The organism is Curtobacterium sp. SL109, from assembly GCF_026672405.1.
Taxonomy (GTDB): Bacteria; Actinomycetota; Actinomycetes; order Actinomycetales; family Microbacteriaceae; genus Curtobacterium.
This window is the reverse complement of record NZ_JAPPRB010000002.1, coordinates 1,727,941-1,743,193: the sequence shown is the minus strand read 5'-3', so window position 1 is coordinate 1,743,193 and position 15,253 is coordinate 1,727,941. Positions and strand designations below refer to the sequence as shown.

Sequence of the window (15,253 nt, the reverse complement as noted above, 5' to 3'; positions counted from 1 at the left end):
CATCTCGTGTCCGCCCGAGCGGAGCACCCGGCCCCACCCGGTCCGGCGTCGGAAGTGACGCGTCGTCCGGTCACGGCACGCTGTCACCGTGCCTTGTTCGTCCGGGCTGTCGCCCGGAAAGCTCTCGTCGTCACACGGATCGGCCGTGCGACGACTGTCATTGTCGCACGCGACGACGGAGAACGGTCGGAGGGCCGTGTCATGATGACGCCGTGACCACGACAGCACCCACCACCCGTCGTCCCGTCGCGATCGCGATCCTCCTGCTCGTCACCGGTGTCGTCGCGCTCTACGCGGCGTTCCGCCTGGTCCTCGACGAGTTCGCGAAGTACGAGAACCCGAAGGCAGTGCTCTCGTGTGACGTGAGCCCGTTCGTGAACTGCTCGGACGTCATGACGAGTGCGCAGGGGCACCTGCTCGGCTTCCCCAACCCGCTGATCGGCGTGATGGGCTTCGTGGCACCGATCGCCGTCGGCGTGGTGCTGCTCGCCGGGTTCCGCGGCACCAGGTGGTTCTGGACCGCGTTCAACGCCGGGGTGTTCCTGGCGTGGGTGTTCGTCACGTGGCTCTTCACGCAGACCGTCTGGTTCATCGGCGCGCTCTGCCCCTGGTGCATGCTCGTGTGGGCGATGACGATCCCGATGTTCTGGGTGTTCACCATCTGGAACCTGTCCCGGGGCACGTTCGGCACTGGCGGCCGTCGCGTCGGGAAGGCCCTGCTGCCGTTCTGCTGGGCGTTCCCCCTGGCGAACTACCTCTTCATCGTGGTCACGATCCTGATCAAGTTCCCCACGGTCCTGTCGTTCCTGTGACGCGGACGCCGACGCTGACGCGGTCGCGGACGCGGACGCCGACGCGGACGGCGCCGTCGGATGTCGCCCAGCCCGGGGCGAACTCGGTGACGTGTCACCTTATTCCTGGACTCTTCTCAGCCAGGACGCCCCGTCGGCGCGTCGGCAGCCGTTACGCTCGTTCCCGATGAGCGACAACGAGAGCAAGAAGGCTCGCAGGAACGCGGCCCGCGAGCGCGCCGCCGCCCAGCGCGCGAAGGACAAGGCCCGCAAGCGCCGCAACCGCACGCTGACGATCAGCGGCATCATCCTCGCCGGCCTCGCCGTCGTCGCGGTCGTGGTGCTGGTCATCGCGAACTCGGTGCAGCCGGCGGGCCCCGGTCCGAAGAACATGGCGAGCGACGGCATCGTGCTGCAGGGGCAGAACGGCAAGATCGTCCCCGTGGAGACGAAGGCGATCCCTGAGAAGGGCAAGCCGACCGCCACCAAGCAGGACGAGTCGGTCGCCAACATCACGGTGTACGAGGACTACATGTGCCCCGTCTGCAACCAGTTCGAGACCGGCAACATGCCGCAGATCAAGAAGTGGGTGCAGGACGGCTCGGCCACGCTCGAGATCCACCCGTTCAACCTGCTCGACCGCGTCTCGCTCGGCTCGAAGTACTCGACCCGTGCCGCCGCCGCTGCCGCCTGCGTCGCGAACTACGACCCCGACGCGTTCCTCGACGTCAACTCGGCCTTCTACGCCAACCAGCCCTCGGAGAGCACCCGCGGCCTGACGAACCAGAAGCTCGCGGACATCGCGAAGGACGCCGGCGCCACGAACAAGGACGTCGAGTCCTGCATCACGGACCAGCGCTTCGCGAACTGGGTCGCCGACGCCACGGACCGCGTGCTCACCCAGCCGCTCGCGAACTCGGACATCCCGAAGCTCACCGGCACGCCGACGGTCATCGTCAACGGCAAGCAGTACAACGCCGACAACACCAGCGCCTGGAGCGACACCGACTCCTTCGCCGCGTTCGTCGAGCAGAACGGTGGCTCGACCAAGTAGCCCACACGACGACGGCCCCCGCACTCACTGAGTGCGGGGGCCGTCGTCGTTCGTGGGTGTGCGACGTGTCAGGAGAACCAGAGGCCCAGCTCGCGCGCGGCGGACTCGGCGCTGTCGGAGCCGTGCACCAGGTTCTGCTGCACCTTCAGGCCCCAGTCACGACCGAGGTCGCCACGGATGGTGCCGGGCGCCGCCGAGGTCGGGTCGGTGGTGCCGGCGAGCGAGCGGAAGCCCGCGATGACGCCGTTGCCGGCGACGCGCACGGCGACGACCGGGCCGGACTGCATGAACTCGACGAGCGGCTCGAAGAACGGCTTGCCCTGGTGCTCCTCGTAGTGCGCGTCGAGGAGGTCACGCGGGGCGGTCAGCATCTTGAGGTCGACGATCTCGTAGCCCTTGGCCTCGATGCGGCGCAGGACCTCACCGGTGAGCTGGCGGGCGACGCCGTCGGGCTTGACGAGGACGAGGGTCTCTTCGAAGTCGGACACAGCGGTGCTCCCTGGAGTTCGGGGGTGGATGGGATCAGTCCTCGGCGGCGGCACGTCGTGCAGCGGCGTTCTGGCGGTCGAGCTGCGCGCCCTTGGCGAAGCAGAACACCCACAGTGCCAGGAACACCACGCCCACCGCGAACATGAACGGCTCGATGAAACCGGTCGCGAGGATGGCTGCCTGGAGCAGCCACCCGAACCATACACCGGCACGACTGCCGGTCAGACGCGACGCCAGCGCGAGCACGACGATGGCGGCGAGACCGCCACCGAAGGCCAGTCCGGGCGGCAGCGTGTGTTTGCCGAACACGACGAGCATCGGGAAGAAGAACATGATCGCCTCGAGCACGAGCGTGATGGAGAGCAGGCTCTCCTGGGCTCCGCGGTCGCGTCGCGGTCGCCGCGTGCGCGGCTGCCGACCCGGCCGGGAGGCTCCCCCTGCGTCCGTCACTTCGACCCCCCTTCCCGGTGGACCAGGTCCATCACGGCACCCACCATGACGATGGACCCGGCGACGAGCACCATGGCGTCGTCGGCGTCGTCCTCGTCCGCCAGGTCGCGGGCCTCCTGCAGGGCCTGCGCGAGCACGGGCTCGACGACGACGTGGTCACCGCCGACCTCGTCCACCACGATCCGCGCGAAGGCGTCGGCGTCGAGCGCACGCTCCCCCGGCGGCTGCGTCACGACGAACGTCTGCACGGTGTCGCGGAGCGCCCGGACGAACCCGCGGGCGTCCTTGTCGGCGAGGATGCCGACCACGCCGACGACGTGCCCGGAGGGGAACGCGATCGGCAGCGCTTCGGCCAGGGCCTTCGCGCCGTGCGGGTTGTGTGCGGCGTCGACCACGACGGTCGGTCCCTGGGCGATCGGCTGCAGACGGCCGGGGCTGGTGGCGCCGGCGAGGCCCTCGCTGAGGACGTCCTGGTCGAGCGGCTGCGACCCCCGCCCGATGAACGACTCGACCGCGGCGATGGCGACCGCGGCGTTGTGGGCCTGGTGTGCGCCGAACAGCGGCAGGAACAGGTCGTCGTAGCGGCCGGCGATGCCCTGCACGGTGATGAGCTGGCCACCGACGGCCGGCGTGACGTCCAGCACGCTGAATCCCTGCGAGCTCGGCCTGTCCGCCGCTTCGCGACGGTCAGGTACCGGCTCGAAGGGGCCCACCGTGCCCTCGACCGCCAGGGACGACTCGGTGAGCTCGGCGGCCCGCTCGAGTTCGGCGAGCGCCTCGGGCACCTGCGCACTCGACACGACCGCCGAGGACGGCTTGATGATCCCGGACTTCGTGCGGGCGATCTCGGCGACCGTGGTGCCGAGCTGCTTGGCGTGGTCGATGGCGATCGGGGTGAAGACCTGCACCTGGCTCTGCACGACGTTGGTGGAGTCCCACTCGCCGCCCATGCCGACCTCGATCACGGCGACGTCGACGGGCGCCTCGGCGAAGCACGCCAGGGCGAGCACCGTCAGGGCCTCGAAGAACGTCAGCGGGAGCTCGCCCTTGGCGGTGAGCTCGGCGTCGGTCATCTCGAGGATCGGGGTGATGTCGTCCCAGTTCTCGACGAGACGGTCGGCCGCGATGGGTTCGCCGTCGATGACGATGCGCTCCCGGATGGAGACCAGGTGCGGGCTCGTCATGAGTCCGGTGCGTAGCCCGTGCGCGCGGACGATGCTCTCGGCCATCCGGGCGGTCGACGTCTTGCCGTTGGTCCCGGTGACGTGCACGACCGGGTACGCCAGGTGCGGGTCGCCGAGGAGCTCGACGGCACGCCGGGTCGCGGTCAGCCGGTGTTCGGGCGACTGCTCGCCGATCCTGGCGTAGAGGGCGGCCTCGACGCGCTTGACGTCCTCGTCGTCCCCGCCGAACGGCACGGACTCGGCCGGGCTGGTGTCGCCGGACGGACCGACGGGGATCTCGATCCCGTCGGCGTCGTAGCGGATCTCGTCGTCGTGACCGTCGTCGTGCTGGTCGTGGTTGCTGTCGCTCATGCGCGTGCCACCTCCACGGACACCTTGGCACCGTCACCGACGACGGTGCCCTCGCCGTCGGCGAACGTGGTCTCCACCACGTCGATGGTCGTTGCGAGGGTCTCCCCCGCGATGAGGTCCTGGTGGGTCCGGACGGCGTCCGCGGCCACCGTGTCGGCGCCGAGCGTCAGGACGATGCGGTCGCTGACGTCGAGGTCGGCGTCACGACGGGCCTGCTGCACGGCACGGACGACGTCGCGGGCGAGCCCCTCGGACTCGAGCTCGGGCGTGGTCACGGTGTCGAGCACCACGAACCCGCCGCCGTCGAGGAACGCGACCGCGGTGGCGGCGTCGGCGACGGTGAGGTCGAGCGTGTACTCGCCCTCGACGAGGTCGATGCCACCGACGGTGACGCCGGCGTCCGTCGCCACCCAGTCGCCCTTCTTGGCGGCGGGGATGACCTGCTGCACGGCCTTGCCGATGCGGGGGCCGGCGGCGCGGGCGTTGACGGTGAGCTTGCGCTCGATGCCGTACTGGGCCAGCGACTCCTCGGCCTGGGCCTCGAGCACGACACGATTGACGTTGAGCTCGGCGCGGAGGATGTCCGTGGACGGCTAGACGGCGTCGCTGTCCGGCAGAACGAGCGTCAGCGTGGCGAGCGGCAGGCGAACGCGCTTGCCCGTCGCCTTGCGGAGCGCGAGGCCCTTCGACGCGACGTCGCGCACGCGGTCCATCGCCGTGACGAGGGCGTCGTCGGCGGGGAACTCGGCGGCGTCCGGCCAGTCGGTCAGGTGCACGCTGCGACCGCCGGTCAGGCCCTTCCAGATCTCCTCCGACACCAGGGGCGCCAGCGGGGCCGCGACCCGGGCGAGGGTCTCGAGCACCGTGAAGAGCGTGTCGAAGGCGTCCTTCGCCGAGGACGACGACTCGGCCCCGAGCCAGAACTTGTCGCGCGAACGACGGACGTACCAGTTCGTCAGCACGTCGGCGAAGTCGCGGATGGCCTGCGCTGCGAGCGGGGTGTCGAGGGCGTCGAGGTGCGTCGTGACGTCGGTGACGAGCACGCGGGTCTTCGCGAGCAGGTACCGGTCGAGGACGTCGGTCGAGTCCGTGCGGCGCGAGGCCTGGTACCCGGACGCTCCGGAGGCGTTCGAGTACAGCGTGAAGAAGTAGTACGTCGACCAGAACGGCAACAGGAACTCGCGGACGCCCTGGCGGATCCCCTCCTCGGTGACGACGAGGTTGCCGCCGCGGATCACCGACGAGGACATCAGGAACCAGCGCATCGCGTCGGCGCCGTCGCGGTCGAAGACCTCGGAGACGTCGGGGTAGTTGCGGAGCGACTTCGACATCTTCTGGCCGTCGGACCCGAGGACGATGCCGTGGCTGATGACGTTCGTGAACGCCGGTCGGTCGAACAGCGCGGTGGAGAGCGCGTGCATGACGTAGAACCAGCCGCGGGTCTGCCCGATGTACTCGACGATGAAGTCGGCGGGGCTGTGGCTGTCGAACCACTCGCGGTTCTCGAACGGGTAGTGCACCTGGGCGTACGGCATCGACCCGGAGTCGAACCAGACGTCGAACACGTCGGTGATCCGGCGCATGGTCGAGTTCCCCGTGGGGTCGTCGGGGTTCGGGCGGGTCAGGTCGTCGATGAACGGGCGGTGCAGGTCGACGTTGCCCTCGGCGTCCACCGGCAGGCGGCCGAAGTCACGCTCGATGTCCGCCAGCGAGCCGTAGACGTCCTGCCGCGGGTACGCCGGGTCGTCGGACACCCACACCGGGATCGGCGTGCCGAAGTAGCGGTTGCGGGAGACCGACCAGTCGATGGCGTTGCCGACCCACTTGCCGAACTGGCCGTCCTTGACGTTGTCCGGCACCCAGGTGATGTCCTGGTTCAGCTCGCCCATCCGGTCGCGGATCTCGGTGACGCGGACGAACCACGACGAGACGGCCTTGTAGATGAGGGGCTTGCGGCAGCGCCAGCAGTGCGGGTAGCTGTGCTCGTAGGACGCCTGGCGGAGGAGCCGTCCGGCGTCGCGCACGGCCTTGGTCAACGGCTTGTTCGCGTCCGACCACAGCATGCCTGCGACCTCGCCGAACTGCGACGTGAAGACGCCGCCCTCGTCGAGGGAGAGCACCACGGGGATGCCGGCGGCGGCACAGACCTCCTGGTCGTCGGCGCCGTACGCCGGGGCCTGGTGCACGATGCCCGTGCCCTCACCCGTCTCGACGTAGTCCGCGACCAGGACCTTCCAGCCGTTCTCCATGCCCTCGGTGTCGCTGAGGAAGTCGAACAGGCGCTCGTACTCGACGCCGTCGAGCTCGCTGCCCTGCAGCTCGCGGGTGACGGCCGCGACAGCGGCCTCGGCCGTCTCGTAGCCGAGGTCCTTCGCGTAGGCGGCCACGGTGTCGGACGCCAGCAGGTACGAGACCGCACCGGCGACGCCACCGTCAGCGGAGCCTCCCGGCCCAGCGGGCAGCACCACGTACGCGACCGCCGGACCGACTGCCAGAGCCGCGTTCGTCGGGAGCGTCCACGGGGTCGTCGTCCAGGCGAGTGCCCGCACGCCGTCCAGACCGAGCTCGGAAGCGCGCGTCCCCTGCAGCGGGAAGGACACCGTCACGGACTGGTCCTGGCGCATCTGGTAGACGTCGTCGTCCATGCGCAGCTCGTGGTTCGACAGCGGGGTCTGGTCGTTCCAGCAGTACGGCAGGACCCGGAAGCCCTCGTACGCCAGGCCCTTGTCCCAGAGCTGCTTCCACGCCCACAGGACGCTCTCCATGTAGGTGACGTCGAGGGTCTTGTAGTCGTCCTCGAAGTCGACCCAGCGCGCCTGGCGGGTGACGTACTGCTGCCACTCGTCGGTGTACTGCAGCACCGACTTCCGCGCCGCGGCGTTGAAGACGTCGACGCCCATGGTGTCGATCTCGTGCTTCTCGGTGATGCCGAGCTGGCGCATGGCCTCGAGCTCAGCGGGGAGCCCGTGCGTGTCCCAGCCGAAGCGGCGGTGCACCTGCTTGCCGCGCATGGTCTGGTAGCGCGGGAAGACGTCCTTGGCGTAGCCGGTCAGCAGGTGCCCGTAGTGCGGCAGGCCGTTCGCGAAGGGCGGGCCGTCGTAGAACACCCACTCGTCGCAGCCGGAGCGGGCCTCGATCGACGCGCGGAAGGTGTCGTCGCCCTTCCAGAAGGCGAGGATCCCCTGCTCGACGGCGGGGAAGGAGGGCGACGGGGTGACGCCGTCGGTGTTCGAGGTGAGCGGGTAACGCACGGGGGCTCCTGTGGGTTCGGTTCGTCTCCACGAGGACGGGGCCCGAGGGCTCCGCGGTACCACCTCGCTTGCCGCTCCGGTGGAACCGGGACGGCCGCTCGTCGTCGGGGATGGTGACGGTCCCGAACCCGCCCGGTTCTACTGACGACCCGTCGAGACGGTCCGCGTTCTTCCGGATGGCTCCCCGGTGATGGCCGGATCGATGCCTGTGGAACACGACTTTACCGGACGGGAGCATGCTTGAGTGATGCCGTCGTCTGAACAGCAGCAGGACCGTCCCGAGTCCATGCTGACCGTCATCATCGCCTTCGGGGCGAACCTGCTCGTGGCCATCGCGAAGTCGATCGCCGCGCTCGTCTCCGGGTCGGCGTCGATGGTGGCCGAGGCGGCGCACTCGTGGGCGGACACCGGCAACGAGGTCTTCCTGCTCATCGCCGAGCGGCGGGGAGCGAAGAAGCGGGACGCGGCCCACCCGCTCGGGTACGGGCGCGAGACCTACATCTGGTCGATGTTCGCCGCGTTCGGCCTGTTCACCGCCGGCGCGATCGTGTCGATCTACCACGGCATCTCGGAGCTCGGGGAGACCGGGCCGGCCGAGGACGTCGTGCTCAACTACGTCGTGCTCGGGCTGTCGTTCTGCCTCGAGGGCACGAGCTTCCTGCAGGCGTACCGCCAGGCGCACGGAGCGGCGACGAAGCGGAAGGTGCCGGTGCTGCGGCACGTGCTGCAGTCCTCGAACCCGACGCTGCGTGCCGTCTTCGCCGAGGACGCCGCGGCCCTCGTCGGCCTGGTCATCGCGTTCCTCGGGGTGTTCCTGCACCAGGTCACCGGCCTGGCGGTGTTCGACGCCATCGGCTCGATCGCGGTCGGCCTGCTGCTCGGCGTCGTGGCGATCGTGCTCATCGACCGCAACCGCCGGTTCCTGCTCGGCGAGAGCACCTCCCCCGAACTCGAGAACGCGGTGCTCGTCGAGCTGCTCGCACGGAAGCAGGTGGAACGCGTGACCTACCTGCACCTGGAGTTCGTCGGGCCGTCCCGCGTGTACCTGGTGGCGGCGGTCGACCTCACCGGGAACGAGGACGAGTCCCACGTGGCCGTCCGGCTGCGGGACGTCGAGAAGTCACTCGAGGAGAGCCAGTACATCGAGGAGGCGGTCCTCACCCTGAGCTACCCGGACGACGTGGCGCTCGTGCCCACCGGCGACGCGATCCCCCAGACGGTCCGGGACGGCACCGTGGAGGACGTGGCCTCGGGTGGCGCGGGGACGCTGCGGGCCTGACGCGCCCCGCGCCCCGCGCTTGTGCGCCGGGGCCGGACGGGTGTCCGGGGGCCAGCGCGCGCAGGCCCCTTCAGCGCGCGTCGAGCCCCGCGACCACCGGGGTCAGCGCCGCCGCCACGTACTCGACGAGCGCGCGCCGGCCGACCCCGTCCGCGACCCACACCCCGAACGCCGCAGCGGCCGCCCCGAGCATCGCGCCCGACACCGTCTGCGGCCACAGCGCACCGGCCTGCTCCCCCGTCCGACGCCCGACGAACGCGGCGACCGCGGTGTGCTGGGCCATCACCCGGGCGGCCACGCTGGCGACGAGCTCGGCGCCGATGCCCATCACCTCGGCCTGGGCCACCGCCCACGGCACGCGCTCCGGGTCGTGGGCCCGGGCGGCGGCGAGCAGCGCGTCCTCGACCGCCCGGACGGCCGTGGGCTCGGTGGACGCGGCGAGGAGCTCCGGCAGCGCGGCGACGGCGGCGTCGAGCTCGAGCCACATCACGTCGGACTTGGCCGGGAAGTAGTTGAAGAACGTCGCGCGGCTCACCCCGGCCCTGGCGGCGATCTGGTCCACGGTCGTGCGGCCGTAGCCCTGTTCGAGGAACAGCTCCGCCGCCGCGTCGGCGAGCACCTCGGCGCTCGAGCGGCGTGGCCGTCCACCGCGGCGACTGCGTCCATCCATGCCGCCATTCAACCGCTAGACTCGGATCGCCATGATGTTGGACTCAGTACAGAAAGCTCGGATGCGCGCTGTCAGCGCCGTCGCGGGCGCCGCGACGATCCTGATCGCCCTGACGGCCTGCACCGGTTCGGGTGCGAGCACCACGAGCAGCACCCCGGTCGCCGGCGGCACGCTCACGTACGCCTCCGGGGACGCCGAGCCGACCTGCCTCGACCCGCACGTCGGCGGCAACTACCCGCAGGCGCTGCTCTCGACCCAGTACATCGAGGAGCTCGTCGGGCTGCGGGACGGCAAGCCCGTGCCGGCCCTCGCCACGAAGTGGACCACGAGCGACGACGGCACGACGCTGACGTTCACCCTCCGCGACGACGTCACGTTCACCGACGGCACCCCGTTCGACGCCGCCGCCGTGGTGCGCAACATCGAGCACGTGCAGGACCCGAAGACGGCATCCAGCACGGGGTACCTCGCGCTGCAGTCCGTCAAGCAGGCGACCGCGACCGACGACCACACCGTCACGCTCGCGCTGAGCCGCCCGGACAGCGCCCTGCTCGAGTCCCTCTCGCAGCCGTGGGTCGGCATGGAGAGCCCGAAGGCACTCGAGCGGTCAGAAGCGGCCAACTGCGAGTCGCCCGTCGGCACCGGCCCGTTCACGGTCACGAACTGGAAGCACGGCGACCGGGTCACGCTCGCGAAGAACGCGGACTACTGGGGGTCGACGAAGCCGCGGCTGTCCGGCATCACGTGGCGCTTCCTGCCCGACGCCACCTCGCGCTACGCCGCCCTGCAGGCCGGCCAGGTCGACGTCATCGACAACGCGCAGCCCGACCAGCTCAAGGCCGCGTCCGCGAAGGCCGCCATCCGCGACCTCGACGCCCCGCGCCCCGGTGCGTCGAACCGCCTCGAGCTGAACTCCGGGCACGGCGTGTTCCAGGACGAGGCCGTGCGCAAGGCCTTCATCGCCGGCGCCGAGGTCGACCCCGGCATCACCTCGCTGTTCCTCGGCACCGCCGAGCGCTCGTACTCGGTGCTCTCGAGCGTCGAGCCGTACGGGTACTCCGACCGGAAGCTGTTCCGGTACGACCCGTCGACGGCGAAGCAGCTCCTCGACGACGCCGGGTGGACGGTCGGCAGCGACGGCATCCGCGAGAAGGACGGCAAGCAGCTCACGGTGACGTTCCCGGTCTCGACGAACCAGTCGGTCCCCGCTGAGCGCAGCCTGTTCCAGCAGATCCAGGCGTCCGAGGCCGAGGTCGGCATCAAGGTGCAGCTCGAGGAGCTCGACCTGTCCAGCTGGTACGCAGCCCTGGCGAAGAACCAGTACGACGTCGTCAGCGCCCCGTACACGAAGGTCGGCGCCGACGTGCTCCGCATCCTCTACGACAGCGCGAGCATCACCCCGGCACCGTCGGGCTACTTCGCGAACCTCGCCCAGCTCGACGACCCGGCCGTGGACGACCTGTTGCAGCGTGCGGCACGGACGTCCGACTCCGGCGAGCGCGGCACGCTCTACGAGGACGCGCAGGAGAAGATCCTGGCCAGCGGCACGGTCCTGCCGCTCTACGACCAGCAGAACCACTTCCTGTACCGCTCGGCCGTCCACGGCATCGAGACCACCGCGGTCTCCACCCCGTGGTTCGGCACCGCCTGGATCGACCGCTGACGCGGTGACGGACAGGAGGCTCCCCGCGCGTCCCACGGACGGGCGACGCTCCGGCGCCGCTGCGGTCGCAGGGCGCTGGTCGCGGTGGGCGCTCCGCCGTGCGGCCGGCGGCATCGGGGTGTTCTGGGCGGTGGCGACGATCGTCTTCGTCGCCATCCGGCTCATCCCCGGTGACCCGGCGCTCGCGGTGCTCGGCGGACCGGGGTCGCAGGCCTCGGCCGATGCCGTCGCCCAGGTGCGCCAGGACTACGGCTTCGACCGCCCGCTGCTCGTGCAGTACGCGGTGTTCCTCGGTCGTCTCGCGACCGGGCAGCTCGGGGACTCGTACGCGTTCCGCACGCCGGTCGCGACGCTCCTCGGGCAGCAACTCCCGGTGACGCTGACCCTGGCGGTCGCCGGGCTCGTCGTCGCGTGGGCGCTCGCGATCGTCGCCGCGTGGTGCTCCACGCAGCGCGGCCGGGTCGCCGCGGCCCTGACGAGCGCGATCTCCGTCACGGCGAGCGTCACGCCGCACTTCTGGCTCGGCAGCGTCCTGATCGTCGTCTTCGCGAGCGCCCTCGGCTGGGTGCCGGCGGTCAGCGACGGCAGCGTCCGCGGGTGGGTGCTCCCGGTGCTGACCGTGGCCGTGCCCGTCGCCGGGTACCTCGCCGAGACGGTCCGCGACGGCGTGGTCGACGCCCAGCGATCGGCCTTCGCGCTCGCCGCCCGCGGCCGGGGCGAGACCCGCGCGGGCCTGTTCGGACGCCACCTGCTCCGGCACGCGGCGCTGCCGGGGATCGCCCTGTCCGCCTGGGCCTTCGGGTCCCTGGTGTCCGGCGCCGTGGTCGTGGAGTCGGTGTTCGCGCTCCCGGGCATCGGGCGTGCCCTCGTGACCGCCGTGACCCAGCGGGACATGCCCCTCGTGGCGGGCATCGCCCTCGTCTCCGCGGCGGCCTACGTCGTGGTGCTCGCGGTGGCCGACCTCGTCGAGCGGGCCGTCGACCCGCGCGACCACGGGGCGGGCGCGCGGTGAGCGGGATCGCCGAGCCGAGCCTCCCGGCCGACACCGACGCCGCCACCGTCCGCGGCCGGTCCGAGCGGTTCCGTGGGGGGACGCTCGGACCGGCCGGCACGGTGGCGGCCGGGGTGGTGGCGCTGGCGGTGCTCGCCGCCGTCTGGCCGGCGCTGCTCGGCGGGGCGCACCCGCTCGCGGTGCACCCGACGCAGGCACTCCAGGCACCGAGCTGGTCGAGTCCGTTCGGCACCGACGAGTCCGGGCGTGACGTCCTGGCGCGGGTCGTGGCCGGCACCCGCGCGAGCCTGCTCGTCGGGGTGGTCGCGACCCTGGTCGGCGGGGTCGTCGGGGTGGTGCTCGGCGTGGTGGCCGGGCTCGGCGGGCGGCTCGTCGACGCGGTCGTCGGGCGCGTCACCGAGGTGGCGTTCGCGCTCCCCCTGCTCCTCGTCGCGCTCGTCGCGATCGCCGTGACCGGGCCCGGTCCGGTGCCGGCTATGCTCGCGGTCGGGTTCGCCACGGCTCCCGGGTACGCGCGCATCGTGCGGGGGCTCGTGCGTTCGGCGCGGTCCTCACAGGTGGTCGAGACCGCGGTGCTGCTCGGGCGCTCCCCCGGGCGGATCGTCGTCCGGCACGTGCTCCCCGCTGCGCTGTGGCCGGTCGTCGCCGTGGGCACGCTCGGCATCGGGCAGGCGGTCGTCTGGGCCTCGGCGCTGAGCTACCTCGGTGTCGGGACGCCTCCGCCGGCGCCGGAGTGGGGCGCGATGCTGGCCGACGGCCGCACGTACCTGCTGACCGCGCCGTGGATGAGCACCTTCCCCGGGCTGGCGATCGTCGTGCTCGCGACCGCCGTGACCGTGCTCGGCCGGGCACTCCGACGAACTGGAGCGCTGCGGTGAACGTCCTCGATGCCCACGGACTGTCCGTCACGATCGGCGGCGACACGCTGGTCCGCGACGTCGACCTGCACGTCGCGGCCGGCGAGTGCGTCGCGCTCGTGGGGGCCTCCGGCTCCGGCAAGACCGTCACCGTCCGGGCCCTGCTCGGGCTCTCCGCGTCCGGCTCCGCCGTCCGTGCCGACCGGCTCGAGGTCGCCGGGCTCGACACCCGCGCCTTCACCGAGCGACGCTGGCGGACGGTCCGCGGATCACGGGTCGGCTACGTCGGCCAGGAGGCCCTCGGCGCGTTGGACCCGCTGCGTCCGGTCGGGCGCGAGGTCGCAGACACCCTGCGCCTGCACACCGAGATGAGCGCCAGGGAGCGCGTGGACGCCGTCCGCGCCGCGCTCGAGGGCGTCGGGCTCGACCCCGCGATCGCCTCCGACGGGCGGCTCGCCGGCACGCTCTCCGGCGGCATGCGGCAGCGGGCGCTCATCGCCGCGGCGACGATCGGTGCGCCGGCGCTCGTCGTCGCCGACGAACCGACCACGGCGCTGGACGCCGGGGTCGCCGTCCGGGTGATGGAACAGCTCCGTGCGGCACAGGAGCGGGGTGCCGGGCTGCTCGTCGTGACGCACGACCTGGGACTCGTCGCCGGGTGGGCCGACCGGGTCGTCGTGATGGACGGCGGGCGGGTCGTCGAGTCGGGGTCGGTCGACCGGGTCCTCCGGGCGCCGGAGCACCCGGTGACGCGGGCGCTGGTCGCTGCTGCGGGCGCCGGTGCTGCTGCCGGCGCTGCGGCGGGCGCCGGCGCTGGTCCTGCTGCCGGCGCTGGTACGCACGGTGCGCGGTCTGTCGGCCGGTGCGAGGGTGCACACTCCGTGCGGGGGTCCGACCCATGCACGGAGTGTGCACCCTCGCACGGTCCGGCTGCCGGCACGGCCGTGCTCGTGGCGCAGGACCTGCGGAAGGCCTACGACCGCGTGGACGCCGTGGCCGGGGTGTCGTTCGCCCTGGACCGTGGACGGTCGCTCGGCATCGTCGGGGCGTCGGGCTCGGGCAAGACGACCGTCGTCCGGATGCTCCTCGGCCTCGAGGACCCCGACACCGGCACCGTGACCCTCGACGGCGAGCCGTGGGCACCGCTCCCCGAACGCGAGCGACGCCCCCGACGCCGACGGGTCGCCGCAGTGGTGCAGGACCCGGGCGCGACGTTCGACGAACGCTGGAGCGTGGAGCGGGTGCTCGTCGACGCGCTGACGGACGGCGCTGCCCGACGTGCGACGGGCGACGTCGGCGACCGGGTGGACCGGGCACTGCGGCAGGTCGAGCTCGACCCCGCGCTCCGCAGCCGTTCGCCCCTGACGCTCTCCGGCGGGCAGCGGCAGCGGCTGGCGATCGCCCGGGCGCTGGCGACCGACCCGGCGGTCCTCGTGCTCGACGAGCCCGTGACCGCACTCGACGCAACCGTGCAGGACGCGGTGCTGACGCTCCTCGAACGGCTGCGGGAGCGCACCGGCGTCGCGATGGTGTTCGTCTCGCACGACCTGCGGGCGGTTCGACGCATCGCGGACGACCTGCTGGTCATGCACGACGGGGCCGCGGTGGAGCACGGCCCCGCGCACGAGGTCTTCGCCCACCCGAACCACCCCGTGACCGTCGCGCTGCTCGCCGCCGCGGAGCGGCTGGCGGCGGGCCCCGCCGCGTAGCGGCGCGCGGCCCGCGGCGCGCCCCGCCGAGACTCGGCCAGGCGGACACCCTGCGCAGCCCGGCGGCCGCAGCCTGTCCGCCGGAGCGAGACTCGGTGCCGGACGCACCCACCGACGGGCGGAGGCCCGACCCGCTCACGCAGGTCGAGCCTCCAGGCTGGTGGACGGACGGCCACCGCCGAGACTCGGCCAGGCGGACACCCTGCGCGGCCCGGCGGCCGCAGCCTGTCCGCCGGAGCGAGACTCGGCACCGGACGCACCCACCAACGGACGGAGGCCCGACCCGCTCACGCAGGTCGAGCCTCCAGGCTGGTGGACGGACGGCCACCGCCGAGACTCGGCCAGGCGGGCACCCTGCGCGGCCTGGGGGCCGCAGCCTGTCCGCCGGAGCGAGACTCGGTGCCCGCGGTGCGGCTGGCGCGGGCCCCGGCGCGTGGCCGCGCCGGACGCACCCACCGACGGGCGGAGGCCCGACCCGCTCACGCAGGTCGGG

The 15,253-nt window shown here is 72.1% G+C and carries 11 protein-coding genes and 1 pseudogene; 7 read left to right on the top strand and 5 right to left on the bottom strand.

The window, feature by feature from the left end; all coding sequences use genetic code 11:
* Window positions 1-212: 212 nt before the first annotated feature.
* On the top strand, window positions 213-812 hold the full coding sequence (locus tag OVA28_RS09790; RefSeq protein WP_268096794.1) for a vitamin K epoxide reductase family protein: 600 nt from the start codon (window positions 213-215) through the stop codon (window positions 810-812).
* 166 nt (window positions 813-978) lie between these two features.
* Window positions 979-1,845, top strand: coding sequence for a DsbA family protein (locus tag OVA28_RS09785; protein WP_268096793.1), 867 nt, complete (start codon window positions 979-981; stop codon window positions 1,843-1,845).
* Window positions 1,846-1,913: 68 nt separating this feature from the next.
* On the opposite strand, the gene ndk is transcribed toward OVA28_RS09785, so the two are convergent.
* The 4 genes and pseudogenes from ndk to ileS all read right to left on the bottom strand — a co-directional run bounded on the left by ndk (window position 1,914) and on the right by ileS (window position 7,570).
* Window positions 1,914-2,333 carry a nucleoside-diphosphate kinase gene (gene ndk, locus OVA28_RS09780; protein ID WP_194627893.1) on the bottom strand — a complete coding sequence of 140 codons (420 nt, stop codon included), beginning with the start codon at window positions 2,331-2,333 and terminating at the stop codon, window positions 1,914-1,916.
* Window positions 2,334-2,367: 34 nt separating this feature from the next.
* Window positions 2,368-2,784, bottom strand: coding sequence for a DUF4233 domain-containing protein (locus OVA28_RS09775; RefSeq protein ID WP_194660728.1), 417 nt, complete (start codon window positions 2,782-2,784; stop codon window positions 2,368-2,370).
* Entirely contained in the window at window positions 2,781-4,319 is a 1,539-nt protein-coding gene (locus OVA28_RS09770; RefSeq protein WP_268096792.1) for a bifunctional folylpolyglutamate synthase/dihydrofolate synthase, read from the bottom strand. The genes OVA28_RS09775 and OVA28_RS09770 overlap by 4 nt, the downstream gene beginning before the upstream one ends.
* Window positions 4,316-7,570: pseudogene (gene ileS / locus OVA28_RS09765) on the bottom strand (isoleucine--tRNA ligase). Before ileS ends, OVA28_RS09770 begins: the two are co-directional and overlap by 4 nt.
* Window positions 7,571-7,817: 247 nt before the next feature.
* On the opposite strand from ileS, the gene OVA28_RS09760 reads away from it, so the two are divergent.
* Window positions 7,818-8,849: a cation diffusion facilitator family transporter gene (locus tag OVA28_RS09760; RefSeq protein ID WP_194660725.1), complete on the top strand. Its 1,032-nt coding sequence runs from the start codon at window positions 7,818-7,820 to the stop codon at window positions 8,847-8,849.
* 70 nt (window positions 8,850-8,919) lie between these two features.
* Here the strand turns inward: OVA28_RS09760 and OVA28_RS09755 are convergent, their stop codons facing one another.
* Window positions 8,920-9,519, bottom strand: coding sequence for a TetR family transcriptional regulator (locus OVA28_RS09755; protein WP_268096791.1), 600 nt, complete (start codon window positions 9,517-9,519; stop codon window positions 8,920-8,922).
* A gap of 61 nt (window positions 9,520-9,580) precedes the next feature.
* Between OVA28_RS09755 and OVA28_RS09750 the strand changes: the two genes are divergently transcribed.
* Genes OVA28_RS09750 through OVA28_RS09735 form a run of 4 tightly spaced genes read left to right on the top strand, consistent with a single transcriptional unit; the run spans window position 9,581 to window position 14,760 of the window.
* Window positions 9,581-11,182, top strand: a complete 1,602-nt coding sequence (locus OVA28_RS09750) for an ABC transporter substrate-binding protein (RefSeq protein WP_268096790.1) — start codon at window positions 9,581-9,583, stop codon at window positions 11,180-11,182.
* 4 nt (window positions 11,183-11,186) lie between these two features.
* Window positions 11,187-12,194: an ABC transporter permease gene (locus OVA28_RS09745; RefSeq protein WP_268096788.1), complete on the top strand. Its 1,008-nt coding sequence runs from the start codon at window positions 11,187-11,189 to the stop codon at window positions 12,192-12,194.
* Entirely contained in the window at window positions 12,191-13,072 is an 882-nt protein-coding gene (locus OVA28_RS09740; RefSeq protein WP_268096787.1) for an ABC transporter permease, read from the top strand. Before OVA28_RS09745 ends, OVA28_RS09740 begins: the two co-directional genes overlap by 4 nt.
* Entirely contained in the window at window positions 13,069-14,760 is a 1,692-nt protein-coding gene (locus OVA28_RS09735; RefSeq protein ID WP_268096786.1) for an ATP-binding cassette domain-containing protein, read from the top strand. Before OVA28_RS09740 ends, OVA28_RS09735 begins: the two co-directional genes overlap by 4 nt.
* Window positions 14,761-15,253: the final 493 nt, after the last annotated feature.

Coding starts and splice junctions, on each gene's coding strand:
- OVA28_RS09785 (WP_268096793.1), top strand. CDS start 979: ATGAGCGACAACGAGAGCAAGAAGGCTCGCAGGAACGCGGCCCGCGAG.
- OVA28_RS09760 (WP_194660725.1), top strand. CDS start 7,818: ATGCCGTCGTCTGAACAGCAGCAGGACCGTCCCGAGTCCATGCTGACC.
- OVA28_RS09770 (WP_268096792.1), bottom strand. CDS start 4,319: ATGAGCGACAGCAACCACGACCAGCACGACGACGGTCACGACGACGAG.
- OVA28_RS09750 (WP_268096790.1), top strand. CDS start 9,581: ATGCGCGCTGTCAGCGCCGTCGCGGGCGCCGCGACGATCCTGATCGCC.
- OVA28_RS09755 (WP_268096791.1), bottom strand. CDS start 9,519: ATGGATGGACGCAGTCGCCGCGGTGGACGGCCACGCCGCTCGAGCGCC.